Raw genomic sequence first — 24,972 nt, forward strand, 5'->3', positions numbered from 1 at the left:
TCAAAGGCCTGAATCCGTGGGCGAATGCCCCGAAGGGCGGCTGGTGAAGGCCTCGTAGGATGGGCAAACGGCTGTATCGTTTGCCCATGCGGAAAGGATAGGGCCTCCGCAGCATGAATCCTTGTAAAGGGTCCCGCTACAATTATAATCTGATTACAACAAGATATGTCCGAAACAAGCGTCCAGCCGTCACGGATTCAGGAAAGGGTTTACTTCTGACCTTTCTTCCATGTGCTGTAGGGGGCTGCACACAGGGCTGCATTGTAATAGCGTGGGTCACCGGTGACTTCCTTCCCGATCCAGTCGGGCCGCTCAAAGACTTGATCTTCCCGCTGCAGTTCGATTTCCGCCACCACAAGGCCCTCATTGAGGCCAAAGAATTCGTCCACCTCCCAGATGCAACCCTGGAATGTAATCGTATAACGTTTTTTCTCGATCTGCGGTTGCGGGCAGAGAGTGTCGAGCATCGCCAGGGCATCCCCAAGCGGTATCTCATATTCATACTCGCTGCGGGTCAGGCCCACCGTCGCCCCCTTGACAGTGAGGTATCCTTTCTGTCCGGCTGTACGCACCCGCACGGTGCGTTTCCGGTCGGTGCAGAGATACCCCTGCCGGTAGGCGATGCCTTCCGCCAGTTCTCGCCAGCCCTCACCCGCAAGGAGAAATTTTCGTTCGATTTCCAGTGGCATGTCCTATCCGTTCAATGGAGATTGAGTGTGCGCAAGGATCAGCAGGGGTGCTCATCCCGCAAGTATCAAGTTCCTAAGTCCGTGAGGGGTACACAAAAAAGAGTCCAGCCGTCACGTATTCAGGATGTTGGCAGGTTGGGTGTGTCTCCCTCGCTGATGAGAATGGCGCACAAGCAACCACGGCCATACCCTCCGATGCGTGACCAATGGATCAGAGTCCCGGCAATTTGAATTTGAGGGTCACCTCCCCGGTTTCCTGATCAATGGTCACCATCTTGCCGGTGGCGGCGGTGGATTCCAGTTTTTTACCGGTGGCCATTTCCAGCAGGCTGCCGATAAAGGTCATGCCCTGATTGAGGACCTCCTCCATCTGCTCAGGCGACTGCCGCTCTCGGGGCAGGGAGTGGTCTTGCGGTTGGTCGGCTGCCATGACTGCAGTTTCGACCTCTCGCTCCTCGCCGAGAAAATCGGCTGCGTCATCCTCTGCGTCCTCTACGGCGAGAATCTCGGGATTGAGGAAATGAGGTGTCTCTGCGGGGATTTCTCTGGACGGAATCGATTCTGGGATGACCGGTGCCGGTTCCTCGCCCAGCATTTCGCGGAGCTGATTGACCAGTTCCTGCCGTTTGGCCCGATCGAACATCACGATATCCTGACCTCCTGCAAAAACAGAGTCAAAGAGTTCTCCTTTCAGTTTAATCCCGGCAAGGATTTTTTCTTCAATGGACTGCTTGCAGATCAGGTTGACCACGTTGATGCAGCGCGCCTTCTGGCCAATACGGTGGATGCGGCCAATGCGCTGGTTGAGTCTGGCTGGATTCCAGGGCAGTTCGAAGTTGATTACCGAATCGGCGGCTTGGAGGTTGAGACCGGTACCACCGGCATCGGTGGAGAGAAAAACCTTGCAGGCAGGATTGTTGGTGAATTCATCAATCAGGGCTTGGCGCTTATGGACCGGAATTTTGCCGGTGAGTTCGACAAAGGGGATCCCGGCCCGGGACAGCTGCATGCCGATGAGCGCGGTCATGGTGGTCCATTCACTGAAGATCACCACCTTGCGGTTGTTGCGGAGCACCAGTTCATCCAGAATACCGTTCAACTCGATCAATTTAGGAGAAATGTGGGTTTCCCGATCAAGGAGATGGGTCGAGTCGCAGACCTGGCGCATTTTGAGCAGCAGCACCTGAATGCGGCGCAGGTCCATGGGAGTGAGAAACTTCTTGTTGAGCAATGGCAACAGGGACTGGGTCAGGCCAAGATGGATCTCGGCCTGTTTGTGGTGCAGGTCAATGAAGTAATCGTTACGGACTACATCCGGCAGCTGGTCGAGCACCTCTTCCTTGCGCCGACGAATCACCAGGGATTGCAATTTCTGATGGAGTTTATCGAGATTGCGGTAGCCGAGAATCTTGCCTTTTTTGTTGCGGCTGAGCAGAAAATGATCGGCGGCAAATTGCCACAGGGGACTGAGCAGGTCCGGATCCAGGAACTGAATGATGGAATAGACATCTTCCAGTTTGTTTTCCAGGGGGGTGCCGGTGAGCACCAGGGCGTGTTGTCTGGGCAGGGATTTGATGGCCTCGGCGGTCTTGGTTGCAAAGTTTTTGATCCGCTGGGCTTCATCAAGGATGATCAGGTCCGGTTTGTACCGGGAAATGATCATCACATCGCGGAGCACCGCTTCGTAATTGCTGATCTTGAACAGGCTGGACTCATCCTGGTATCCGTTCCGACGCTCACGGGCCGATCCGGCAATGATACAACCCTGTTCATGAGTGAAATTTTCGATTTCCCGCAGCCACTGCTGCTTGAGGGAGGCCAGGGTAATAATCAGGATTTTGTTAAAGCCGAAAAGCTCTTTTTTCAGCAGGCCAAGAACAATCGCCTGCATGGTTTTGCCCAGGCCCATCTCGTCACCGATCAGGGCACTCTTTTTATAAAGACAGAAGCGGATCCCCGCTTCCTGATACGCATAGGGCTGGACCTTGAGCAAGGGGGTGAGATCGGGCAGGTTGCTGGCTGCGGCCTCGGCCTCGAGCAGTTCATGGTCAAGGGCCGCCTCATCCAGTTTATGGAGGAGCGGTTCCTGGAGACGGATCAGTTTGTGTTTTTCCAGACGTTCCAGGTGGGGCAGGAAAGCGAGAAGATTATCATCGCGGAAAAGCCCTTGTTGGTCGAAGAGTTGTGCCAGCAGCTCCCTGAGATCGTCCTCCAGTTTTGCTGTCTGCTCGTGGAAGAGTCGGGGTCTGCCAGCGGCTCCGTCCCAGAAAATATCAATGTAGGGAAAATGCTCCCTGGCCAGTTGCTTGCGAAATCCTTTGTTTTTGAGTACATGGGTGCCGAGATGGAGCAGATGTTTACAGGTTCCGAGCCGGTTGCCAAGGAAATCCGGACAGCTGCAGTGCCCGATATCGGCTTCAGGGTCATGGAGCGTCACCTGATACTGCTGACCTTTGGTGGTTTCCAGGAGATGGTCGCCTTTAAGCATGTCGCCGACGGTGACGATGAAGGTTTCCTTGTCGGCTCGCCGCCGGCGGTCTTCCAAAGCCTGCTGCCGGATTTCCTCCGGGCTGAGAAAATCGGTGTCCGCGGTGATGTCCACGGAGGGCTGCTGCTGCCGCTCCTTGCGGTCGAGCAGATCCAGCAGTACGGCTACCACATGTTTGCAGCCCGCATTGGGATAGGGACAGTTGCAGGCGGTGCGGAGTGTCTTGTCCCATTCTACCTCAACTTGATAATCGCCGAAATTGCCATCCACCTCGTACATAAAGTTATTCGCGGGTTGCTGATGCTCAAGGCAGCGCAGGGCACCGGTTTGAAACAGCGTTTCGCCACGCTTGTAAATGGCTCTGGAGTCGGCGACCCTGTGGATATGTTCTGGAGTCAGCAAAAACATGGTGTACTCCTGCGGCCAGGATACGAACCTGGGATCGCTTGCGGGAAAGGGGGGATGTGTCTTTCAGGCCAAAAGTCCGATGACCATGGCCGGTGCGATCCAGTGACCGGACCTGATCATGGGGTTTGTACCTGCCTCCTGGATCCGGTGACGGCTAAATTTTTTTTGGATCTGTTGTATAGTAATGTATTGTAAAAAGGATATTAATACTGCGTCATGTTTGATAATTCTCTTTCAACAGCCGCCTTCGGGGCGTCCGTCAGCACGCCATTTTATTGCCCGTACCCGTCCGATAAATGTGTATTTTGATCGAACGGCAACGGACAAGGAAGCTGACGCACCGACGAACACTCACGAATCCAGGTTGCAATATGTACCCTAATGAAAGGTGGGGTGCAAGGAGGAAGAGGGAAGAGGCCCTATGCGGCTGGTCGGTGGAAAGGGGCGCTGTTGTCCAAGGTGCAAGAAAAGCTATTGACTTTTAATTTCCCGATTTTATATTAGTTTTTAAAAGCTGATTGTCGTCATGCCGTAGCAGGTTTTTTTCAGGTCAGAGCACAGTTGTGCGCATGAGCAATAGAGTACGGGAACATACCCGTTCTTCCGGCATACAGGTGCGTGGAAACGATTGTCACGCCGGCTCCACCGACTGCAGCACAAGAGAGGACAGCTACTGAATCCGGCTGAAATACGGGGGTCTGTATTAATCGTTGTGGTCGCCCCATGGAGGACATTACATGCACGATTGGAAAAGAAAACGGCTGCGCTGTTTCGTCAGCCTGGTCCTGGTCCTGATTGGTCTGAGTCTTGCCGGCGTTGGTATTGCCACCGCGCCGGGCGGTCCTGTTCTTGTCCTCAAGGTTGACGGTGTTATTGGTCCGGCCACTGTTGATTATATTCGCAGCGGTCTTTCCCGTGCCGCTGAGCGGAATGCCAATCTCCTGGTCATCGAAATGGACACACCTGGGGGCCTGGATACCTCCATGCGGGCTATTATCAAGGACATCCTCGCCTCCAGAGTGCCGGTGGCCACTTTTGTCGCCCCTGAAGGGGCTCGGGCAGCCAGTGCCGGTACCTATATCCTCTATGCAAGTCATGTGGCGGCGATGGCACCGGCCACCAACCTGGGCGCTGCGACTCCGGTGGCCATCGGTATAGGCGGGGCCCAGCCGGGTACGCCCACTCCCGAAGCTACCGAGGGCGACAAGGATCAGCAGGAGGACAAAACCGAAGCCACCCCTTCCGGGACACCTGCCGGTAGAGATGCCATGACCTCCAAGGCCATGGAGGACGCCACCGCCTACATCCGTGGTCTTGCTCAGCTCCGTGACCGTAATGTCGATTTCGCTGTCCGAGCGGTGACCGAGGCCGCCAGTCTTTCCTCGGAGGAGGCCTTGGAGGAGAACGTGATCGATCTTATTGCCACCGATCTCAACGACCTGCTCACCCAGCTTGATGGTCGGGAAATCAAGGTGCAGGGCATGACCGTTGTGCTCGCCACCGCCACGGCACAGATCGAACGGATTGATCCTGACTGGCGCAACCGCATCCTGGCCGTTCTTGCCAATCCTCAGGTGGCGTTGATCCTGATGATGCTCGGGGTCTACGGTCTCTTTTTTGAGTTCACTTCCCCAGGGTTCGGTGTTCCCGGTGTTGCCGGCACCATTTCGTTGCTCATTGCCTTGTATGCCTTTCAGCTGCTACCGGTGAACTGGGCCGGTGTACTGCTCCTGGCCATTGGTTCGGCCATGATGCTGGCTGAAGCCTTTGTGCCCAGTTTTGGAGTGCTCGGCGTTGGCGGAGTCATCGCCTTTATCGTCGGTGGTCTGTTCCTCATGGACACGGAGGTGCCAGGGTTTGGAATCCCCTTGTCCCTTATCATCGGTCTGGCCGTGACCAGTGCGGTGGTGATCCTGGCCATCGGGACCTTTGCCGCCCGCAGTCATCGCCGACCGGTAGTCAGCGGACGTGAGGAAATGGTCGGCGCCCTTGGCACTGTTATCGGTCCTTCCGAGGACGGCCACTACTGGATCATGGCACATGGTGAACGATGGCGCGCCCGATGTCAGCAATCCCTTGAACCTGGCAACCGTGTCAAGATTGAGCGCCTCGACGGTCTCACCGTGGACGTTTCACCTGTAACTGATTCTTAAAAATTCTGGAGGATTATTCTATGTTCGACCTGCACCTGAGCTACACCCCTCTTCTGCTTCTGCTTGTTTTACTCATTATTGCTTCAATTAAAATTCTGCGTGAATATGAACGGGGCGTTATTTTTCTTCTTGGCCGTTTCTGGCGGGTTAAAGGACCAGGTCTGGTGATCGTCATTCCTGGCATCCAGCAAATAGTCAAGGTCGATTTACGGGTTGTGACCATGGATGTCCCCCCCCAGGACGTCATTTCGCGCGACAACGTGTCCGTGGAGGTGAATGCCATTGTTTTTTTCCGGGTTGTTGATCCGCAAAAAGCCATCATTCAGGTCGAAAACTTTTTTGTAGCCACCAGTCAGCTGGCGCAGACCACCTTGCGGGCGGTTCTCGGTAAGCATGAGTTGGACGAAATGCTGGTGGAGCGCGAACGGCTCAACCTTGATGTCCAGCAGATCCTCGACACACAGACCGATGCCTGGGGAATCAAGGTGACCAATGTTGAAATCAAGCATATCGATCTCAACGAGACCATGGTTCGGGCCATTGCCCGTCAGGCGGAGGCGGAGCGTGAACGGCGCGCCAAGGTTATTCATGCTGAAGGTGAAAAGCAGGCGGCTCAGACCTTGCTGGATGCGGCCCAGCTGCTGGCCCGTGAACCTTCGGCCATGCAATTGCGATATCTGCAGACCCTGACCCAGGTGGCTGGTGATAAATCGTCCACCCTGGTTTTCCCGGTGCCGGTTGACCTGGTCGGCAACCTCCTCAAGAGTGTTGGCAAAGAAACCATGGCTGTTAAGGAGCCGTCACCCAAGGATGTCGGCTGAGTTTCCCTTGAATGGATTCTACCCGCCGAAACAGGCTGTCACCGCCTGTTTCGGCGGGTCTTAACTGGCCCTGAATCCGTGACCGCTGGACGCTTTTTTTCGATGTATTTCGCTGTAATCATGATTTAAGTGCATATATATTCTATATAAATTGTCTTCACCAATCGCTGTTGTCGTCCGATATAGAGGGCTTCAATCAAACGGTTACGAACAACGAAGCTGATGAACGGGCAAACATTCACGAATCTAGGGCATTGCAATATCTTGATTTCTTTCCTTTTCTCTCCTGTTTCCCTTACTGTCTCCCCTGTTCTTTCCTTGACACAAAGAGCTCCTGTTGGTATCACCATACCGAACCGAAGCTAGAGAGTAGCCATCCGGAAAAGATTTGTTCTGTTGAGTTTTGTTGAGTATGCAGGTGCTCGAACGAGGAGCACCTGTGACAGCGCAACAATCGTCAGAGGAAAAGAACCGTTTCCGGATGGACACCATTAAACCCTGAATCCGTGATGGCTGGGCTCTTTGTTGATATATCTTACTGTCATCAAATTACAGTTTACAGTCGCAGCAGAATCCTTAAAATACCCTTCACCATCCGCCCTTCGGGGCGCGCGGACGCACGCTCACGTATCCAGGAAGGGTGCACACAATTCTCCCTGCGTAGTTCAGGCTGCCGTGCGGAAGATCACTTGAGTCCGCCGGCCTGGTTATTCATGGATGCAGCACTGATAAACGTTATCATCTTCCAAGTCATGCAGGTTTTTTTTGCTGCTGCATTCCGTGAGCATATTTTAATATGATGATGTGGAGCCTTATGAGACCAAAGAGGATCGCGCAAAGTATATTCGTATTAGCCGTCATGTGCTTTGCCTCGCCTTTGCCGGCTGAGGACAATGTACTTGGGGCCATTGAAGAGGCGGTGCGACAGTATCAGGCCGGTGATTATACCGGAGCATCTTCCAATCTTGATTATGCTTCTCAACTGGTTCGCCAACGAAAGAGTGAACGGATGAAGGATCTGTTGCCGGATGCACCCACGGGTTGGTTGGCCGGTGAAGCCAGTTCACAAGCCATCGGGACAGCGGTGCTCGGAGGGGGTTTGACGGTCAGCCGTGATTATACCAGAGAGAATTCCGTGCTGACCGTCGAGATTGTTTCTGATTCACCGGTCCTCCAATCGGTCCTGATGATGACCAATAATCCTCTTTTTGCGGGAGCAGGTGGTGGTAAGTTGGAAACCTTGAAAGGGCAGCGGGCAGTGGTGAATTATGACACCAGCAGAAAGAGAGGCGAAGTGTATGTGGTGGTTGCCTCCCGTTTCATTGTCACCATCAAGGGACGCCATGTCACCAGGGACGATCTGCTTACCTTTGCTCAGATAGTTGATTATGAAAGTCTGGAACAAAATTGATTGCCATGGTGCGGAGAAGAGGATTGCTTTCCCTCTCTGGATGTGAACCGGAACCTCCCGGGGAATGCTGACGAGGTTTTTTCCGTGTGAGACTGGGTGCCCCTGTTACGACTGGTTAAGAATTGGCCTTCTTCCTGTGACAGGGGTTTTTTCTTGGCTGAATAAAGCAGGGGGTACTGATGGGGGGGGTCGAAAAAAAAACAGGGGGCCAGTCAGCAGGGCAAGGGGTAACCGACGAGGCGATCTTCAAGGTAACCAAGGAGATTATCGTCAAGTTCATCGAGGTTGGCCGACTGTCACCCTCCGAATTCGATGAAACCTTTGCCCGTGTATACAGGAGTGTTGAACGGACGGTTCGTTCGCAATGAATAAAGGGGCTTTATTGGATCCGGCATGGAATGTCGCTCCGGATGCTCCCCGCCATATCCATCTTATCGGCATCTGTGGCACCGGCATGGCTGCCCTGGCCGGAATGCTCCAACAGCGGGGGTTTGAGGTGACCGGATCGGACGCTAATGTCTATCCGCCCATGTCCGATTTTCTTGCCAATGCGGGTATTGAGGTTATGGAAGGCTACAGGGCCGCCAACCTGTCCCGCCATCCCGATCTGGTGATCGTCGGCAATGTGGTGCGGGCCGTCAATCCCGAAGCCATGGAATTGGCCCGACGGGCTCTGCCCTATCTGTCCATGCCTCAGGCTCTGGCCCATTTTTTCCTTGCGGACAGGACACCACTGATCATCACCGGTACCCACGGGAAAACAACCACCTCTTCGCTGCTGGCCACAACTCTGCACCGCACGGGCAGTTCTCCGAGTTTCATGATCGGGGGCCTGGTCGAGGCTTTTGGGCGTAATTATCATCTTGGCGACGGCCCGTATTTTGTGGTCGAGGGTGATGAGTATGATAGTGCTTTTTTTAATAAAGTTTCAAAATTTCAGCATTATCGCCCCCACGGGGTCATCCTGACCTCAGTGGAGTTCGATCATGCTGATATTTTTGCCGACCTCGACAGTATCAAAGCATCCTTTGCCGAGTTCATTACCCGAATACCCAAACAGGGGGTACTGGTGGCCCATAGTGATGATCCTGTGGCTGGGGAATTGGCTGCTGCTGCCCGTTGCCCCGTGATCCTGTATGGAACCGGCAGCCACTGCCACTGGCGGCTTACCGATCTGCATGCCCAGGGCCTGATCAGCGAGTTTTCCGTCTACCACCATAATCACCTGCAGGGTCGCTGCCGGCTGCCCATGCCTGGACTGCATAACAGTCTCAACGGACTGGCGGTTATCGCCCTTATGACCCACCTCGGCTTCTCTTTTGCCACTGTCACTGCCGGGCTGGCCGCTTTTGAAGGAGTCAAGCGACGGCAGCAGATTCGCGGTCAGGTTCGGGGGGTGACTGTGGTCGATGATTTTGCCCATCATCCCACCGCAGTCCGTGAAACCCTCAAAGCCCTGCGGCTTGCCTGGCCTGCAAACCGCCTGATCGCTGTATTTGAACCCCGGACAAATTCCAGTCGACGCGCGGTTTTTCAGCAGGCGTATGCCAACTCCTTTCATCAGGCGGATCTGGTCTGCATCCGCGAGATCGTTCCACTGGATACCGTGCCGCTCGCCGAGCAGTTTTCCTCCCGCCGGTTAGCTGTTGATCTTTGCGCTCAGGGAATAGAAGCCCGCGCTTTTGCCGACACTGACACCATCCTTTCTTTTCTCGATGAGAACTGCCAGGAGGGTGATGTGGTTGTAATTTTATCCAATGGCGGTTTTGACGGGATTCATGAACGTCTGCTTACCCTTTTAAGTCAGGGGATCTGATTCTTCACCAGGCTCACGCGAAACGGCTGTTTTCTCTGACGCTTTGCAGCGCTGTCGCAGGCACTCCCGGGAAGATTTTCTCCATGCCGGCGGTGCGCTTCGCCAGCCCAACGCGATTCAGAACAAAAGGGCTCATTTCCCGATGGACACCTGCCACTTCTTTATCGGGAAATGTGCGTCTGATTCACCCTCAATCCGTGACGGCTGGACAACGCCCTCGGATCCAGGTCACCGTTTGCCGCTCAACAGAGACACCGCGTCCCGTAGTTGGATAATCAGTTCCTGGCAGGCAGGGGAACAGGTTTGGTTTGCGCTGTTTTTTTCAAGCGCATGGGCTGTTGCCGCCAGGTCAGGCAATCCCATGTTCAGCAAGGCACCTTTGAGGGCATGGCCAGCGCGGCTGAGCTGGAGCATGTCTCCGCTTTCGGCCAGGGTTGTCAAGCGATCAACGTGGGATTCCAGGGTGGCGATGAAGACCGGAAGCATGGCCGCGGCCTTGGCATCGTTGAGCAGGTAAGCGCCTTTGAGATGCTCCTTGATCCGTTTCAGATAGGCCTGCCGCTCCATCTTTGTTTACCTCGCTTCTATGCAGCTTTTCTGAAGTCAGCGATCCATGAAACCCATCTCGGCACGGACGCCGATACCGGCCTGGAGGGGCAATTCCAGCAGGCAGCCATGGCTGCGCAAACCTGGGGGGCGGTGATCAGCAAAACTTGAGAAGCGTGACAAGCCGCACAGCTACAGCCCCTGTGATCGGGTTTGTTCCGATACCTGGTTCACCTGCTGGGTGAAACGTAAAAACAGGCAGGGCGTTGTTGTCGAAAAGTATGTGCATAATTGAGTCGTTGCAGCGAACTTCTCCTTTTGCGCGACAGCATAGAGCATTTTTGGATTCGATTCAACCATCATGCCGGAGTTGGCTTGGATGCATTCCCTGGAAAAGATCATTTATCGCCTCCTCCACCGGGAAATAGCAGAGACCTTGATCTCCAGGGTCCTGGTTGGGGTCTCAGGTGGACCTGATTCCATGGCACTGCTGCATATCCTGGCGGCGATGCGGCCCCATTGCAGCCTGACCCTGGTGGCCGCATACATCGATCATGGACTTCGACCCGGGGAAACCCCGGCGGAATGGGCTTGTGTGCGGGCTGCGGCAGCCGACTTGCAGCTTGACTGCACCATGGTGACGGTGGATGCCGCCGCCGTTGCGATTGCCGGTAAGTTCTCCCCGGAACAGGCAGCCAGGGAGGTGCGCTATCGTGCCTTTGCGGATCTGGTTCATGCACGGCAGCTTGATCTGGTGGCCGTGGCGCATACCGCCGATGATCAGAGCGAAGAGGTTCTCCTCCGACTGCTGCGGGGTGGTGGCCGTCGGGCACTATCCGGCATGCGGTATCGCTCTGGCACTCTCATCCGCCCCCTGCTGGGGATTCGCAAAGCGGAATTGATGGCCTATCTTGCCGAAAAGGACATTCATTTCTGTCACGATTCCAGTAACGATGATATGCGTTTCCTCCGCAATCGCATCCGCCACGAATTGCTGCCTCTGCTGGAGGAACGCTACGATAGCGGCATTCGCCGGGCGCTGTTGAAAACAGCGGCTAATCTGGGCGAAGATGAGGACCTGCTCGAGCGCCTGCTTGCGGGCAGCTGGGAGGAGACGGTGGTTATCGAGACACCGGATATGGAAGGAGAACCGGTCTGTCGGCTGGACCGAAGCCGATTTCGAGCCCTGCATCCAGCCCTGCAGCGGCGATTGATCGAGAAATTGCTCTGGACCATGGGCACAACGACGCGTTACGAGCATGTCATGGCCGTGCTCGCTGCCGGCCGAGAGGGACGGCCCGGAAGCGAGCTGCATCTGAGCCAGGGTTTGCGGATTGAAGTCAGCCGAGAGCAGGTACTGTTCTCCTATCCCCTGGGCAAGGGACCCTGGCGAGGAAGTCTTAAAGAATATTGATTTTTTTTAATACTCATGTTGCGGTTTTGGAGCAATAGCCAGTGAACCGCACCGGCTGAATCGTATCCTGTTTCTTGCGGGATGATGGGCCTGGTGGTATTGTTCGATGAAATAAATCCTGGATCCGTGAGCGTTCGTCCTGTCGTCACGGATTCAGGTAAATGACTCTATAGCGTATCCATACACCAGGACCCCGAAGGGCTGCGGTTAAGGGTATCGATAAAGATTTCTCTTCAAATACCAGCTGAGTACAGCAAAATAAAACCCAAACAAGGGAACAGAGATAATAATGGAGAGATAATAATGGAATTCAAGTACATGGGTAATGCCTATATTGTGGACGAGCAGGGTTGTTTACTCGATCCTGCCAGTTGGGACGAAAAATTTGCGCAAGGTATGGCCAGAGAGTGTGAAATCCCCGTGCTTTCCAGTGAACACTGGGCGGTCATTCACTATCTTCGTGAGACCTATGAACGGACCGGGATCTGCCCCACAGTCTTTGCCACCTGCAAGGCCATCGGCCTGCGACCCCCGGAGATGAAAAAACTGTTTCCAACCGGTTATCACCGGGGAGCCTGCCGGGTGGCTGGTGTTCATTACCGGGTGACCAACATGAGCTACAGCACCCATATCAAGGAAAGCGTTGCTGACCTGCGCTCCCTCAACAGTGATAAGACCTATTGCACTGATGTGCGCGGATTCCTTGTCAATCCGGACAATTGGGATGAGAATTACGCTGTCCACCGCGCCATGGAAATGCGTATACCGGAACAGCGATTGACCGACGAACACTGGCGGATCATTTATTACCTTCGGGATGTACATCAACTGGAACAACGGATTCCAACGGTGTATGAAGCCTGCGAAAGCTGTGATCTGGAGCTTGAGGCCTTCGAGCTGCTCTTTCCCGACGGCTACCACCGTGGAGCAGTAAAGATTGCCGGACTGCGATTCGTCAGGTAATGTCCCTTGCCGACTTGTTGAACCGCGGGCGTATGCATCCCAGGCCGAGAAGAGAAGATTGGGCGGCGCAACAAAGCGTCAGGGAAATTGAACCGGCTTTGCATGGGTACTGGTCAAAGTCTGGTCTGGTCTGTTCCTCGGGAGGGATGACATGACCTCGGCCAGGGGGGATCAGCTTGGGGTCATCCTGCTCCACGGCCTGATCCGCACGTACCGGTCAATGCATCGCCCAGCCAGACGGTTGAGCCGGGCAGGGTACACCGTGGTCAATGTCGGCTATCCTTCCCGCTCATACCCCATTGAAGTGCTCGCCCGCGCCGTCCTGCCGCCGGCAATCAACGAACTGGAGCAAAAGGGTGTCCAGAGTATCCACTTTGTCACCCATTCCATGGGCGGCCTGTTGCTGCGTGCCTATATGACTGAACAACCCCTGTCCAGTCTGGGCCGGGTAGTGATGCTCAGTCCCCCCAATCAGGGCAGTGAACTGATCGACTATTTCAGTCGATTTCGCTGGTTTCGCTTCCTGTTCGGTCCAGCGGCCTGCCAGTTGACCACTGCCGCTACCAGTCTGCCAAGGCAGCTCGGACCGCTCTCCTGCCCAGTGGGCATCATCACCGGTGTTCGTCCTGTTACCCCCCTGTTTTCCCGTTTTTTTACCGATGCCAACGATGGCCGGGTTTCAGTGACAAGCGCGCAGCTTCCAGGAATGACCGATTTTCTCACCATGCCCTTGGGACACTCCCAGCTCATGAACAGCGATGAAGTCCTTGCGCAGACTCTCTATTTCCTGGCAAACGGCCGATTCAAACGATAGTGGGACGGGCTGTTTCCGGGAGCACTTTCAAGAGACCTGAATCCGTGAAGACTGGGTTCTTGTTTTGGGTATATCTTTCTGTAATCAGGGTATCCTTCTCCAGGTTCAAGCAAACGGTTGCATGATCCGGGACAAAGTTTCCCTTATTTGCGGCGGAGAACGCGTTTATCGTCAATGCGGATGGTGAGCTTGATCTTATCGAAGTATTCGAGCAGGGGGATGGAAAACTTTCTGGTCAGGCCGGTGAGTTCTTTAAAGCGGGGGGCATCGATTTCCCCTTCCCGGCGGATATAGGTGATCAACTCCTGCTGGAGTTGTTCGATGGCTGGGGCGTGGAAGCAGAGGGATTCGTTGACTTTGATGACCATGCCCTTGGCAATGAGCAGGTCAATCACCTGGCGGATCTGCTTTTCCGTAAATTCGGTGAAAGTGGCCAGCACCTCCTTGAGGTTGGGCGGGGTCAGACCAGCCTGCTGATACAGCGCGCCAATTTTCTGCTCCATTTCCTGTTCATTGACCTGCAGGGTAACGGTGTGGCCTGCCAGCTTGATCTCAGCACCAATCTGTTCAATCACTCCCTTTTTCACCAGAGCTGTCAGCAGGGCCTGCAGCAGTTTGTGGTCGAGAACCGGCCGCAACCGGGAGCGCAACTCCTCCTTGGCGAGTGTAGCTTTCAGTGGGTTGTCCTGGTGGAACCTGGTGAGAAAATCGGTGATTTTTCGGGTAATGCTGTCGGCTGTTGAGCCGGCGATCATTCGCTGGCTCTCCGAGTCAATGACCAGCACCGATCCGGTTGAGATCGGGAGTTGGAGGATTTTTTTCAGTCGTTTGCCGAAAATACCGGTGCGGACAGCCAGTTGCTCGGCGGTCAGCCCGGGCGCGCCGCTTTCCTTGATGAGCAGGATGGCCTTTTCTTCGATGTTGTCGGAGGCATAGGTCGCCATGAGGGTACGGTTGCGGAGGCGATCCTTTTCCAGGGTTCGACGACGTTTCTTAGGGGCATTGCCCAGAATTGTCCCTCCACCGATGGTGGTGATGGGTGAGTAACTGCGGATCACATACCGGTCGCCGGGCCAGACTGCAGCAGGTTCCTGGAGTATAAGCTGAACCGGACCGCTTGCCCCCGGTGGCAGGGCGTCGGTTTCGAGGAGGATAACCCGGCCGACAATTTCCCTGGTCCCCAGATGTACCCTTACCAGGGTCCGATTTTTCAGATCTTTGCGGGTTGATGGCAGGTGGCGGCACTCCGTATCCAGTAACGTGGATGCGATCAGGCTGCCTGGGGTGGCCGCCATGTCACCCCGGCTGATTTCATCTTTTTCAATGCCCTGGAGGTTGATGGCGGTCCGGTGGCCGGCCTCGACCAACTGCACATCCTGGCCATGGACCTGGATGCCCCGGATTCTGGCGGTTAAACCACTGGGGTAGAACATCAGTTCTTCCCCGACAGTTACCCGGCCACTGAGCGAAGTGCCGGTGATCACGGTGCCAAAGCCCTTCATGCTGAACACCCGGTCCACTGCAAGGCGGAAGGGACCGAACTCTTCATGAAAGGGCATGGCCGCCACCTTGTCATCGAGGAACTGAATGATGGTGTCGAGACCTTCGCCGCTGAGGGAATCAACGGCAACGATGGGCGCGGCCGCAAGAAAGCTGTCACGGAAGAATTCCCGCACCTCCTCCTCGACCATGTCCAACCATTCCTGATCGACCAGGTCTTTTTTGGTGAGAATGACCAAGCCGTCCCGGACCCCGAGCAGCCTGCAGATATCAAAGTGCTCGATGGTCTGCGGCATAATGCCTTCATCAGCGGCGATGATGAAGGCCACCAGGTCCATCCCGGCGGCACCAGCCACCATGTTGCGGATGAATTTTTCATGGCCCGGAACATCGACAATGCCCAGGCGATGCCCGCAGGGCAGGTCGAGGTGGGCGAAACCCAGCTCAATGGTGATGCCGCGCTCCTTCTCCTCTTTGAGACGGTCGGTGTCGATACCGGTAAGGGCCCGGATCAGGCTGGTCTTCCCGTGATCAACATGGCCGGCGGTGCCGAGAATGATTTCGCGCATGGGCAGGGCCGTTGAAGCCGGTTTGTGGTTTGAGCGAACCGGCCGGTCTAGAGATCGAGATAGGGGTTGGTTCTCGCTTCCCGGCCGATGGTGGACTGCAGCCCTCCGTACCCGTGGCCAGGCCAGACAATGGTGTCCGTCGGCAGAGTTATGAGCTTGGATTTGATCCCGTCGATCATCTGCCGCATGGAGCCCCCGGGAAAATCGGAGCGGCCAACGGCCCCGACAAAAAGGGTGTCGCCGGTGAAACAGTGAGGCGGACTGTAGAGGCACATGCCTCCAGGTGTGTGGCCCGGGGTATGCAGCACCGTGAACTGCTCCTTGCCGAATGTGACAACATCACCCTCAACGACAGCGAGATCCACGGGCGGTGATTCGGGCATGCCTAGGGAGGAGAAATAATCCTTGATGCGCTGATCCCCGAAGTAGGCGACATCCTCGCTGTGCATGACGATTTTCGCTCCTGTGGCTTGCTGAAGACGGGCATTGCCGCAGACATGATCCGGATGGCCGTGGGTATTGATGATGTAGACCACCTTCAAGTCATTGGTTTTGCAATATTCGAGAATGATGTCCTCATCACCGCCCGGATCAATGATGACGGCCTCTTTGGTTTGTTCGCAGGAGACGATGTAGCAACAGACACCCATCATGCCGACGGTGAGTTGTTTGACAAGCATAGATCACATTCCTAGTGTTGGTTCCGGCGGCCCGCAGTGGGCCGCTGGATGATGAGTGGGAAAGACTTTATTTCAAGGGGGTGCCGCAACCGCTGGAGGAACAGCCGCAACCTCCGGCAAAGGGGTTGACGGTTACCGGTCCGGGGGGCAGGCGCTGTTCAATGGCTGTGACCACCGTGTCAAAGGCCTTGATGGCCGGTGTTTCCTCATCGCCGGACAGGTAAGCGGTGCCGGAATCACCGGCTGTGACCACCCGGTGATCCATGGGGATACGCCCCAGGAAGGGCAGATCGAAATCGCGGGCGGTCTGCTCGCCACCCCCTGTACTGAAAATATCGACAGTCTCGCTGCAATGTGGACAGACGAAACCAGCCATGTTTTCGATGACGCCGACAATGGGCATCTCTACTGCTTTGCAGAAGTTGATGGACTTGCGGACATCGGCGAGTGCCACAGCCTGCGGGGTGGTCACCACCACGGCCTGAACACCGGGAATGGTCTGGGCCACGGACAGAGGTTCATCCCCGGTGCCGGGAGGAGCGTCGACAATGAGGTAATCCAGTTCGCCCCAGGCCATGTCAGCGACGAATTGCCGAATGGCCTGGATCTTGAGCGGTCCTCGCCAGATGATGGCGTCGTCGCGATTTTTCATCATGTACTCAAGGGAGACCACCTTGAGATTGTCGTTGTACCGCAGAGGGGGAATGAGGTCATCAGGGTTGTCCGGTGCCTCAAGAGAACCGGTCAGGTTGAGCATCCGGCAGACGTCCGGACCATGGAGGTCGACGTCCATGAGGCCGACCCTGTGGCCTTTTTTGGCCAGGCAAAGAGCCAGGTTGACCGCGACGGTGGATTTGCCGACCCCGCCTTTGCCACTCATAACCAGAATTTTGTTTTTGATTTGACCAAGCGATTTGGTAATGGCTATATCCTGTTGTGCCAGACGAGCATCGCCGGTGCCGCAACTGCCCTGCGAACTGGTTCCACAGGATGAAGATCCTCCACAAGAACTGCTCATTTTTGCCTCCGGTGGAAATAAATTGAAGAGGTGAACCCGTGGATATATCGCATCCGCTGTTTCCTGGCGGGCCTGGTGACAGCGGGGATGGTTCCTTGATCGTACTGATCAAAACAAATCCCGCGCATGAGCCGGTATCAACCGGTATTGCCGCGGGCACAAGCGAGTTCATTATAATTCGGCTGCATACTTTAATGTTCATACCTTGAAAAGCAATGAAAAAAATATTCCGCAGCCAAAGACCCTGGCCGGTGTTTGCCCAGTGTTTTCTTGATTTATACTTATCGGAATAGTTATAGTGATATTTTTAAGCTTGGCAATCATCCCTTGTCATTGATACGAAAGCCGAACGGTTGTCGTTGTCGCATCGTAGTCGAGAAAATGAGACAAAACTGGGGGTTGAAGGCGGCGATAACGACGACGAGAAAGATGGGGAGAACCCGTCAATAACCTACCTGCCGCAACAGGTATCAGTTGGGAGGATTGGATGGATCCGTTCAGAAAAAGACTGTTGGAAGAGCTGGAACACATGCAACAACAGCATACCGGGCGTATTCTGCGCGGCATGTCTTTATTACGAATGATGCCGCTGGTGTCTGAAGGCTGGCAGCCGGCCGCGGATATGTACGAGGCAGGTGATTACATCCATGTCTATTTTGACCTGGCCGGTGTGGCTGGAGATACGCTTGGGGTCACCGTGGACGGTCGGCATCTCCATATCAGCGGTCATCGGGAATTGCCCACCCATCATGCCATCGCCTGCATTCATCAGCTTGAAATCGAGCTCGGTGCTTTCCAGCGGACCGTGCTGCTGCCGGCCGCCGTTGACGTCGAAGGGGTTGAATCGACCTACAGTAACGGAATTCTCATGGTCACCCTGCCTAAAAAAAGTCGCAAAGGCAAGGTTTCCATCAGGATCATGTCCGGAGAATAATTCATGGAACAGGAACAGCAAGTATCGCCGAAAAAAGTGGATCCTTCTCTGCTGGATCTCCCGGAGTCACTCCCCATTTTGCCGCTACACGGGTTCGTTTTCTATCCCGGCATGGGATTTCCGCTGCAGGTATCGAGTGAATCCTCCAAAAAATTAATTGATGATGTCCTTCTGGGCGACCGTATGCTTGGTCTGGTAACCAGTCGACGGGAACAGGTCAGCGACGATGATATTCTCAAGCAAGAAGACCTGTACAGTATTGGTGTGGTTGGGTACCTGCACAAGCTCAACAAGTCTCCGGAAGGTTTCTATCAGGTCCTGGTCAGTGGCACCAAAAAAATTGCGATCACCGAATTTCTTCCCTCGGAGCCATACATGAAGGCCAGGGTGAGCGAAGTCCCGATGGAGATCGTTGAAGATAAGAAGATAGAGGCCCTGCTTTTCAATATTCGAGCTCAATTCCAGAAAATGGTGAGCGGTACCGAACTGCCCCAGGAATTGGTGGCGACTATCAATAGTCTGGCCAATCCATTTTATGTAGCCTATCTGGTTTCTTCCCAATTGAACCTTAAAATCGACATGGAGCAGGAGGTTCTGGAAATCGTTCCCCTGCACGACCTGCTGCACAAGGTCGCCCTGGAGTTGAATAAACGGCTGGAAACAGTGGAGATGAGCAATCAGCTGCAGGCGTCCATGAAAAAAGATATGGACGAACGGCAGCGGGAATTCTTTCTTCGCCAGCAATTGCAGGCCATTCGTAAGGAACTGGGTGAAGGGGATGATGACAAGGTTGAAATCAAGGAACTCAAGGAGCGGGTTGCTGAAAAAGGCTTGACCGACCAGGCCCGGGCCGTGGTCGAAAAAGAGTTGGTCCGTATGGAGCGTATCCCACCATCCTCCCCTGAATACTCGGTATCCCGCAATTATATCGACTGGATCCTCGACCTGCCGTGGCGCGAGTCCACCACCGACACCCTGGATCTCAATCAGGCGGAACAAGATCTGGAGCAGGACCATTATGGCTTGAAAAAGATCAAGAAGCGGATCCTTGAGTTTCTCGCGGTGCGCAAACTCAAGGAGGATGTCCATGGGCCGATTCTCTGTTTTGTCGGCCCGCCCGGGGTCGGTAAGACCTCGCTGGGGCAATCCATTGCCCGGACCATGAATCGTACATTTGTCCGCATTGCCCTGGGCGGAGTCCGTGACGAGGCCGAGATTCGCGGCCACCGCCGGACCTATATCGGCGCTCTGCCCGGTCGGATTATCGTCAGTCTGAAACGGGCCGGGGCCAACAATCCGGTCTTTCTGCTCGATGAAGTCGACAAACTGGGCAGCGATTTCCGTGGTGATCCCTCCTCGGCCCTGCTCGAGGTCCTGGATCCAGAACAGAATGCGACCTTTACCGATCACTATCTGGATATCGAGTTCGATCTCTCCAAGGTGATGTTCATCGCCACGGCCAACATTCTCGACACCATCCCCGGTCCGTTGCGTGATCGCATGGAGGTGGTGGAGCTTTCCGGCTATACGCAACAGGAAAAAGTGGCCATTGCCGTTCGCCATCTCCTGGGTAAACAGTTGGAGGCCCACGCCTTGACTCATGATGATCTCGAAATTCCCGAGGCCACCATCGAGGCGCTGATCTCCGCCTATACCCGGGAAGCCGGAGTCCGTAATCTCGAGCGGGAGATCGCCGCCATCTGTCGGGGCACAGCCGCTGAAATCGCCCGGGGACGGACGGAAAAAACCGTGGTTACCCCGGAAAAACTGTATGATTTTCTTGGCCCGCAACGTTTTTATCCGGAAATGAAGACCCGGAGCTGGGGGCCGGGGCTGGCCACCGGGCTGGCCTGGACACCGGTGGGGGGGCAGATCCTTTTTATTGAGACATCGAGCATGAAGGGTAGAGGGCAGCTGACCCTCACCGGCAAACTCGGTGACGTCATGAAGGAATCAGCCACCGCCGCCCTGACCTATATCAGATCCCATGCCAGGGAGTTGGGGATCGATGAAGAGGCCTTTGCCGGGGTTGACCTGCATGTGCATGTACCTGAGGGTGCCATTCCCAAAGACGGTCCCTCGGCCGGGGTGGCCATGGTATCATCACTGGTGTCGGTAATCCTCGGGAAACCGGTCCGCCAGGATGTGGCCATGACCGGTGAAATCACCCTGCGCGGCGATGTCCTGCCGGTGGGCGGTATCGGTGAAAAGGTGTTGGCTGCTCTCCGGGCTGGTATTCGCGAGCTGATTGTGCCGGTGCTCAACGAAAAAGACGTGTTGGAGATTCCGGAGGATATCCGTGAGGGCGTCATCTTTCACTATCCTCATACCATCCATGAGGTCCTCAAGATCGCCATGGAACAAGACGAGGTACAGGGCTGATGCTGGGCTGGTTCAAGAAAAAATTCGGCAAGCAGGCCGATGAGGCACCTCCGCGGGAACCGGCGGAGGAGGCTGTTGCCGCGGCTCGTCTGCCAGAAGAGGGTGTGGAACCTGCTCCAGATTCGCCCCCACCATCGTCGGATTCCGCCTCTGCTCAGGTGGCGGAACCGGCGGATCACTTCGCATCGAAGGTGCCGACCGCCCCCACTGCGGGTAGCGTTGCCCTCGACGAAGATGAGCGGCAGTCACAGGCAGCAGATCAGGGGTCGTCGGCTGAGGTGGTCCGGGGAAGAGCTGGGCGCGAAGCAATCGAAATCACCACCACGGTGGTGGTGGAAGAGGATAAACCATTGGTTGGCGATGGGTCGGATCCTCTTCCTGGTCCCCGGGGTGAAGCAGGTGCTGAAGAAGTAGCCATGGAGTCGGCTGCCCTGGCTGAAGAGGCACGGGATCCTGTGCTGCGCGAGCAAAGCGGCAGTGAAGATATCTCTGCGGCAACAACGGCCACGGGTCGTGAGCCTGGGCCGGCGGACGCGACTCCAGCCGCCTCCGGGGAGCCGCCAGTGCCCAGGTCGATGTTCCAGCGCCTGCAGGAACGGCTCGGAAAAACCAGGGATGCGCTGGTTGTCCGCCTTGATCGGCTTTTTCTGGGCAAAAAAGAGATCGATCAGGATCTGTTTGATCAGTTGGAGGAAATTCTCATCACTGCTGATCTCGGCGTGGCAACGACCATGGAACTCCTGGATCAGGCCCGCGCCAAAGTGAAGCGTGATCAATTGAGTGATCCCCAGGCTCTGAAAACCATCCTCCGTGATCAGTTGCTGGGCTTTATCGAGGCGGCCGATCAGCCTGCTGAACTGGTTATGCCTGACCAGGGTCCCTTTGTGATTATGGTGGTCGGGGTCAATGGCGTCGGCAAGACCACCACCATCGGCAAAATGGCGGCCAAGTTCACCCGTGCCGGTCAATCAGTTCTCCTGGTGGCCGGTGACACTTTTCGGGCCGCGGCCATCAATCAGCTGAAGATCTGGGGGGACCGGGTCGGGGTCGAGGTGTTTGCCCGACAACCCGGTGACGATCCCTCTTCCGTGGCTTTTGACAGTCTTGAATACGGCCTGGTCCATAATTTTGACGTCATCATCATGGATACCGCCGGCCGCCTCCATACCAGCGTCAATCTCATGGAGGAGTTGAAAAAGATCAAGCGGGTTATCGGTAAGAAATTGGCCGGCGCACCCCACGAAGTCATGCTGGTGCTTGATGCCACCACCGGACAGAATGGTGTTTCCCAGGCCAGGCTCTTTCACGAAGCTGTGGGTGTCAGCGGCTTGGCACTGACTAAACTCGACGGCACCGCCAAGGGTGGCATTATCGCCAATGTCTGTCGCGAGGCCAGGATCCCGGTACGTTTCATAGGCATCGGTGAGCAAATCGACGACCTTCGTGATTTTGACGCCCGAGAATTCGTTGACGCTCTTTTTGATCATAAGGTATAAATCCTGGATCCGTGAGCGGCTGGTGAAGGGTTTTTTCAAGGATTCTGCTACAATAATAATATGATCACAGTACGATATATCAAGAAAAGAGTCCAGCCGTCACGGATTCAGGATCAATGAGATGGCCGTCCCAAACAGTGGCGCCGGTAGCCTGACTTCTTTCTCCCCATCCCGTTTTCATGCGCTATCAACAATATAATCAACCCGGTTGCGGCGGCTGCCTGCTGGTAGTCGCCATGGTGGTTCTGGTCATCGGCGGTTTTCCCGCCCTGTCGAGCTTTCTCGGTTTTCTTCTCTTTGCCGCCCTGGGCGGGGTTTTGCTGTTTTTCATTGCTTTCTGGGCTTTTTCCTACTATGTGCGGCAACGGGTTAAGATATACCAGGCCACCCAGACTGAAATGCATAAGCGTTTTGTTGAACTGCTGGTTAACATCCTGGTGAAGATCGCCCAGGCCGACGGACGGTTTACCCGGGCTGAACTCAACACCATTCTCAATTTTTTCCAATACAATCTGCGCTACAACCAGGATCAGATGTACTGGGTCAAGCAGTTGGTCAAGGAAGCCCGGGATGCCGACACCGATCTGCGGCGATTGCTCGAGGATTTTCGGGCTGCTTTTGCCTACGAACCACGGCTGATTCTACTGGAACTGGTCTACCAGATCATCCACACCAAGCAGTCGCCCCCGGAGAATGAACTGCGTCTGGCCCGCGAGATTGCCCAGATTCTGCAGATTTCGGTTTATGATCAGCGGACCATCGAGGCGAAATACATGTATCGGCAGCGGCAGGAAAGCGCCACCGCCGCCCAGACCGAGGAGCAGTACTACGCGGTTCTCGGCCTGGAGAAGGGAGCTGATTTCAGTGCAATAAAAAAGGCCTATCGCAAGTTGTCCATGCAGTACCATCCAGATAAAGTCGGTCACCTGGGTGAAGAGTTCCAGAAGATTGCCGAGGAAAAAATGAAGGAAATCAATGTGGCCTACAATTTTTTCGAAAAGAAATTCTCCGGGCGTACCGGGTGAACAGGGAGGTACCAGTGCATCATCTGGGCGGCTTGGGTGGCGGCATAGGAAACAACTGTCGGCTTGTATTCCACCCGGTCGGCAAAAGATGCATGGTACAGAGGAGCGTCGGGGCTGTAGGGAGCAGCTTGAGAGATGTCTCGTCCACTATCAATGAACAAAGGGGTGTGCAATGAGCGGTGTAGCTAAAAAAATGCAGGTCTTTGCCGAAAAATCCTCCTGGATTCGTAAAATGTTTGAAGAAGGGGCCAGAATGAAAGCGGAATTTGGCGCCGATAAGGTTTTTGATTTCAGCATCGGTAACCCTGATGTGCCGCCACCGGCGAAATTTTATGCAGTGCTGCGCGAATTGGCGCAAAATGAGCAACCCGGTATCCATGGCTACATGCCCAACGCCGGTTACCCTTTTGTCCGCGAGGCCCTGGCGCAACGACTCAGTCGGGAGCAGCAGACTGCCATCGGTCCGCAGGAGGTACTCATGACCTGTGGTGCCGCCGGCGGTCTCAACGTCATCTTCAAAGCCCTGCTCGATCCGGGTGATGAAGTGATCATTCTGGCGCCCTTTTTTGTCGAGTATCATTTCTATATCGACAATCACGGCGGTGTGGCCAAGGTGGTGCCCACGGATAGAGAATTCAATCTCGACCTGGCTGCCATCGAGCAGGCCTTGACCGACAGGACCAAGGTGGTACTGGTCAACAGTCCCAACAATCCCACCGGCCAGATTTATCCGGCCGATACGCTTCAGGCGCTGGGTCAGCTTCTCGATGAGGCCGGGCGGCGGTTTAAGAGCACGATCTATCTGGTCTCCGACGAACCGTATCGCCATATCATCTTTGATAATCATCAGGTGCCGCCTCTGATGACCGCCACCACCAATTCCATCGTTGCTTCCTCCTACTCGAAGGAGCTGTCTCTGCCCGGTGAGCGGATCGGTTACCTCGCTGTGCACCCCGCCATGGCGGACAAGAACGAGGTCCTGGATGCCTTAACCCTGGCCAATCGAATTCTCGGTTTTGTCAACGCGCCTGCCCTGATGCAGCGGGCCGTGGTGGAGCTGCAGGACGTGTCTGTGGATAATTCGGTCTATGCGCGACGACTGGACACATTCTGCAAAGTGCTGGACGGGGCCGGTATTTCCTATGTTCGTCCCAAGGGGGCCTTTTACCTTTTTCCTCAAGTACCCGGTGATGATGTCGAGTTCTGCCGGATTCTCCAGGAGGAGAAAATTCTGGCGGTACCAGGTCGCGGCTTCGGCATGCCCGGTTATATTCGTCTGGCCTTTTGTGTCGATGAGCAGGTGATCGCTCGTTCCGCGGAGAGTTTTAAAAGGGCCATGGCCCGGGCCAGACAGTAGCTGATCGATCCCCGTCCCCGGTTTTCGACCGAAAAGCAACGATATCACTTGTCATGCCTGGCACATGTATTATTTTGGTTGCATGTTGTATAGCGTGAAGGGGGGTGACCGTTCCCCTCAGCCGAAATGAATCCTGAACCGAAGGAGACGGAACCATGGGAAAGGAAGTGAAGCTGTTTAAGAGCGAGGAAAAGCGGAGCCTTGGTGAGGTCGCCGATTTCCTTAGAAAGCTTGCCGACCGTCTTGACAAGGGCAGAGTGGTCTTGTCGCAGGGCGATAAAAAACTCAAGCTCAAACTCCCTGAAGTGGTGGAGATGGAAATTGAAGTGGAAAAGGAGATCGGCAAGCGCACAACTGAAATAGAGATGGAAATTGAGTTGAAATGGCAAGTGGATAAATCAGGAAACCCGAAAGATAAGAAATCGCTGAGCATTGAATAACAGGCCACCGGTCCCTTGTTTTCTTTGGTGCCGTTGCCCCTCTTTCCA

At 55.1% G+C, this 24,972-nt stretch carries 20 protein-coding genes; 14 read left to right on the forward strand and 6 right to left on the reverse strand.

Annotation, left to right across the window (positions count from 1 at the left end; all coding sequences use genetic code 11):
- Positions 1-209: 209 nt before the first annotated feature.
- Together JWG43_RS11130 and JWG43_RS11135 are read right to left on the reverse strand one after the other, a co-directional pair.
- Positions 210-689, reverse strand: a complete 480-nt coding sequence (locus tag JWG43_RS11130) for a CYTH domain-containing protein (RefSeq protein ID WP_205243003.1) — start codon at positions 687-689, stop codon at positions 210-212.
- Between the two features lie 211 nt (positions 690-900).
- On the reverse strand, positions 901-3,585 hold the full coding sequence (locus JWG43_RS11135) for a DEAD/DEAH box helicase (RefSeq protein ID WP_205243004.1): 2,685 nt from the start codon (positions 3,583-3,585) through the stop codon (positions 901-903).
- Positions 3,586-4,322: 737 nt separating this feature from the next.
- Here JWG43_RS11135 and JWG43_RS11140 point away from each other — a divergent pair.
- The 5 genes from JWG43_RS11140 to mpl all read left to right on the forward strand — a co-directional run bounded on the left by JWG43_RS11140 (position 4,323) and on the right by mpl (position 9,786).
- On the forward strand, positions 4,323-5,738 hold the full coding sequence (locus tag JWG43_RS11140; protein ID WP_205243005.1) for an NfeD family protein: 1,416 nt from the start codon (positions 4,323-4,325) through the stop codon (positions 5,736-5,738).
- Between the two features lie 20 nt (positions 5,739-5,758).
- Positions 5,759-6,559, forward strand: a complete 801-nt coding sequence (locus JWG43_RS11145) for a slipin family protein (protein WP_205243006.1) — start codon at positions 5,759-5,761, stop codon at positions 6,557-6,559.
- Between the two features lie 814 nt (positions 6,560-7,373).
- Positions 7,374-7,970: a hypothetical protein gene (locus tag JWG43_RS11150; protein WP_205243007.1), complete on the forward strand. Its 597-nt coding sequence runs from the start codon at positions 7,374-7,376 to the stop codon at positions 7,968-7,970.
- A gap of 179 nt (positions 7,971-8,149) precedes the next feature.
- Complete coding sequence (locus tag JWG43_RS11155; protein ID WP_205243008.1) at positions 8,150-8,338, forward strand: hypothetical protein; 189 nt, start codon at positions 8,150-8,152, stop codon at positions 8,336-8,338.
- Positions 8,335-9,786 (forward strand): UDP-N-acetylmuramate:L-alanyl-gamma-D-glutamyl-meso-diaminopimelate ligase, encoded by a 1,452-nt coding sequence (mpl, locus tag JWG43_RS11160; protein ID WP_205243009.1) that lies wholly within the window; start codon positions 8,335-8,337, stop codon positions 9,784-9,786. The genes JWG43_RS11155 and mpl overlap by 4 nt, the downstream gene beginning before the upstream one ends.
- 228 nt (positions 9,787-10,014) lie before the next feature.
- Here the strand turns inward: mpl and JWG43_RS11165 are convergent, their stop codons facing one another.
- A complete protein-coding gene (locus tag JWG43_RS11165) occupies positions 10,015-10,353 on the reverse strand; it encodes an Hpt domain-containing protein (RefSeq protein WP_205243010.1) in 339 nt (112 codons plus the stop codon).
- A 358-nt stretch (positions 10,354-10,711) separates the two neighbouring features.
- On the opposite strand from JWG43_RS11165, the gene tilS reads away from it, so the two are divergent.
- The 3 genes from tilS to JWG43_RS11180 all read left to right on the forward strand — a co-directional run bounded on the left by tilS (position 10,712) and on the right by JWG43_RS11180 (position 13,523).
- Positions 10,712-11,746 carry a tRNA lysidine(34) synthetase TilS gene (tilS, locus tag JWG43_RS11170; protein WP_205243011.1) on the forward strand — a complete coding sequence of 345 codons (1,035 nt, stop codon included), beginning with the start codon at positions 10,712-10,714 and terminating at the stop codon, positions 11,744-11,746.
- 303 nt (positions 11,747-12,049) lie between these two features.
- Positions 12,050-12,709, forward strand: a complete 660-nt coding sequence (locus JWG43_RS11175; RefSeq protein WP_205243012.1) for a TusE/DsrC/DsvC family sulfur relay protein — start codon at positions 12,050-12,052, stop codon at positions 12,707-12,709.
- A gap of 151 nt (positions 12,710-12,860) precedes the next feature.
- Positions 12,861-13,523 (forward strand): alpha/beta fold hydrolase, encoded by a 663-nt coding sequence (locus tag JWG43_RS11180; RefSeq protein WP_205243013.1) that lies wholly within the window; start codon positions 12,861-12,863, stop codon positions 13,521-13,523.
- 143 nt (positions 13,524-13,666) lie between these two features.
- On the opposite strand, the gene selB is transcribed toward JWG43_RS11180, so the two are convergent.
- The 3 genes from selB to JWG43_RS11195 form a co-directional block, all read right to left on the reverse strand.
- Positions 13,667-15,592 (reverse strand): selenocysteine-specific translation elongation factor, encoded by a 1,926-nt coding sequence (selB, locus tag JWG43_RS11185; protein ID WP_205243014.1) that lies wholly within the window; start codon positions 15,590-15,592, stop codon positions 13,667-13,669.
- Positions 15,593-15,639: 47 nt separating this feature from the next.
- Complete coding sequence (locus tag JWG43_RS11190) at positions 15,640-16,272, reverse strand: MBL fold metallo-hydrolase (RefSeq protein WP_205243015.1); 633 nt, start codon at positions 16,270-16,272, stop codon at positions 15,640-15,642.
- A gap of 67 nt (positions 16,273-16,339) precedes the next feature.
- Complete coding sequence (locus tag JWG43_RS11195; protein WP_205243016.1) at positions 16,340-17,290, reverse strand: Mrp/NBP35 family ATP-binding protein; 951 nt, start codon at positions 17,288-17,290, stop codon at positions 16,340-16,342.
- Positions 17,291-17,777: 487 nt separating this feature from the next.
- Between JWG43_RS11195 and JWG43_RS11200 the strand changes: the two genes are divergently transcribed.
- The 6 genes from JWG43_RS11200 (at position 17,778) to JWG43_RS11225 (ending at position 24,924) form a co-directional block, all read left to right on the forward strand.
- Positions 17,778-18,224, forward strand: coding sequence for an Hsp20/alpha crystallin family protein (locus JWG43_RS11200; RefSeq protein ID WP_205243017.1), 447 nt, complete (start codon positions 17,778-17,780; stop codon positions 18,222-18,224).
- 3 nt (positions 18,225-18,227) lie between these two features.
- The gene (gene lon, locus JWG43_RS11205) at positions 18,228-20,606 is read left to right on the forward strand and encodes an endopeptidase La (RefSeq protein WP_205243018.1); all 2,379 of its coding nucleotides are present in this window, start codon (positions 18,228-18,230) and stop codon (positions 20,604-20,606) included.
- Positions 20,606-22,102: a signal recognition particle-docking protein FtsY gene (gene ftsY, locus JWG43_RS11210; RefSeq protein WP_205243019.1), complete on the forward strand. Its 1,497-nt coding sequence runs from the start codon at positions 20,606-20,608 to the stop codon at positions 22,100-22,102. The genes lon and ftsY overlap by 1 nt, the downstream gene beginning before the upstream one ends.
- A 179-nt stretch (positions 22,103-22,281) precedes the next feature.
- The gene (locus tag JWG43_RS11215) at positions 22,282-23,127 is read left to right on the forward strand and encodes a DnaJ domain-containing protein (RefSeq protein WP_205243020.1); all 846 of its coding nucleotides are present in this window, start codon (positions 22,282-22,284) and stop codon (positions 23,125-23,127) included.
- A gap of 172 nt (positions 23,128-23,299) precedes the next feature.
- The gene (locus tag JWG43_RS11220) at positions 23,300-24,484 is read left to right on the forward strand and encodes a pyridoxal phosphate-dependent aminotransferase (protein ID WP_205243021.1); all 1,185 of its coding nucleotides are present in this window, start codon (positions 23,300-23,302) and stop codon (positions 24,482-24,484) included.
- Positions 24,485-24,639: 155 nt separating this feature from the next.
- Positions 24,640-24,924, forward strand: coding sequence for an amphi-Trp domain-containing protein (locus JWG43_RS11225; RefSeq protein WP_205243022.1), 285 nt, complete (start codon positions 24,640-24,642; stop codon positions 24,922-24,924).
- Positions 24,925-24,972: the final 48 nt, after the last annotated feature.

Source organism: Desulfobulbus alkaliphilus, assembly GCF_016918545.1.
GTDB lineage: Bacteria > Desulfobacterota > Desulfobulbia > Desulfobulbales > Desulfobulbaceae > Desulfobulbus > Desulfobulbus alkaliphilus.

Excerpts from the sequence above, each read along its gene's own strand:
- JWG43_RS11190 (WP_205243015.1), bottom strand. The coding sequence starts at position 16,272 with ATGCTTGTCAAACAACTCACCGTCGGCATGATGGGTGTCTGTTGCTAC.
- tilS (WP_205243011.1), top strand. The coding sequence starts at position 10,712 with ATGCATTCCCTGGAAAAGATCATTTATCGCCTCCTCCACCGGGAAATA.
- JWG43_RS11175 (WP_205243012.1), top strand. The coding sequence starts at position 12,050 with ATGGAATTCAAGTACATGGGTAATGCCTATATTGTGGACGAGCAGGGT.
- JWG43_RS11150 (WP_205243007.1), top strand. The coding sequence starts at position 7,374 with ATGAGACCAAAGAGGATCGCGCAAAGTATATTCGTATTAGCCGTCATG.
- JWG43_RS11195 (WP_205243016.1), bottom strand. The coding sequence starts at position 17,290 with ATGAGCAGTTCTTGTGGAGGATCTTCATCCTGTGGAACCAGTTCGCAG.
- JWG43_RS11135 (WP_205243004.1), bottom strand. The coding sequence starts at position 3,585 with ATGTTTTTGCTGACTCCAGAACATATCCACAGGGTCGCCGACTCCAGA.
- JWG43_RS11200 (WP_205243017.1), top strand. The coding sequence starts at position 17,778 with ATGGATCCGTTCAGAAAAAGACTGTTGGAAGAGCTGGAACACATGCAA.
- selB (WP_205243014.1), bottom strand. The coding sequence starts at position 15,592 with ATGCGCGAAATCATTCTCGGCACCGCCGGCCATGTTGATCACGGGAAG.
- JWG43_RS11180 (WP_205243013.1), top strand. The coding sequence starts at position 12,861 with ATGACCTCGGCCAGGGGGGATCAGCTTGGGGTCATCCTGCTCCACGGC.
- lon (WP_205243018.1), top strand. The coding sequence starts at position 18,228 with ATGGAACAGGAACAGCAAGTATCGCCGAAAAAAGTGGATCCTTCTCTG.
- mpl (WP_205243009.1), top strand. The coding sequence starts at position 8,335 with ATGAATAAAGGGGCTTTATTGGATCCGGCATGGAATGTCGCTCCGGAT.
- ftsY (WP_205243019.1), top strand. The coding sequence starts at position 20,606 with ATGCTGGGCTGGTTCAAGAAAAAATTCGGCAAGCAGGCCGATGAGGCA.
- JWG43_RS11215 (WP_205243020.1), top strand. The coding sequence starts at position 22,282 with ATGCGCTATCAACAATATAATCAACCCGGTTGCGGCGGCTGCCTGCTG.
- JWG43_RS11130 (WP_205243003.1), bottom strand. The coding sequence starts at position 689 with ATGCCACTGGAAATCGAACGAAAATTTCTCCTTGCGGGTGAGGGCTGG.
- JWG43_RS11225 (WP_205243022.1), top strand. The coding sequence starts at position 24,640 with ATGGGAAAGGAAGTGAAGCTGTTTAAGAGCGAGGAAAAGCGGAGCCTT.
- JWG43_RS11145 (WP_205243006.1), top strand. The coding sequence starts at position 5,759 with ATGTTCGACCTGCACCTGAGCTACACCCCTCTTCTGCTTCTGCTTGTT.
- JWG43_RS11165 (WP_205243010.1), bottom strand. The coding sequence starts at position 10,353 with ATGGAGCGGCAGGCCTATCTGAAACGGATCAAGGAGCATCTCAAAGGC.
- JWG43_RS11220 (WP_205243021.1), top strand. The coding sequence starts at position 23,300 with ATGAGCGGTGTAGCTAAAAAAATGCAGGTCTTTGCCGAAAAATCCTCC.
- JWG43_RS11155 (WP_205243008.1), top strand. The coding sequence starts at position 8,150 with ATGGGGGGGGTCGAAAAAAAAACAGGGGGCCAGTCAGCAGGGCAAGGG.
- JWG43_RS11140 (WP_205243005.1), top strand. The coding sequence starts at position 4,323 with ATGCACGATTGGAAAAGAAAACGGCTGCGCTGTTTCGTCAGCCTGGTC.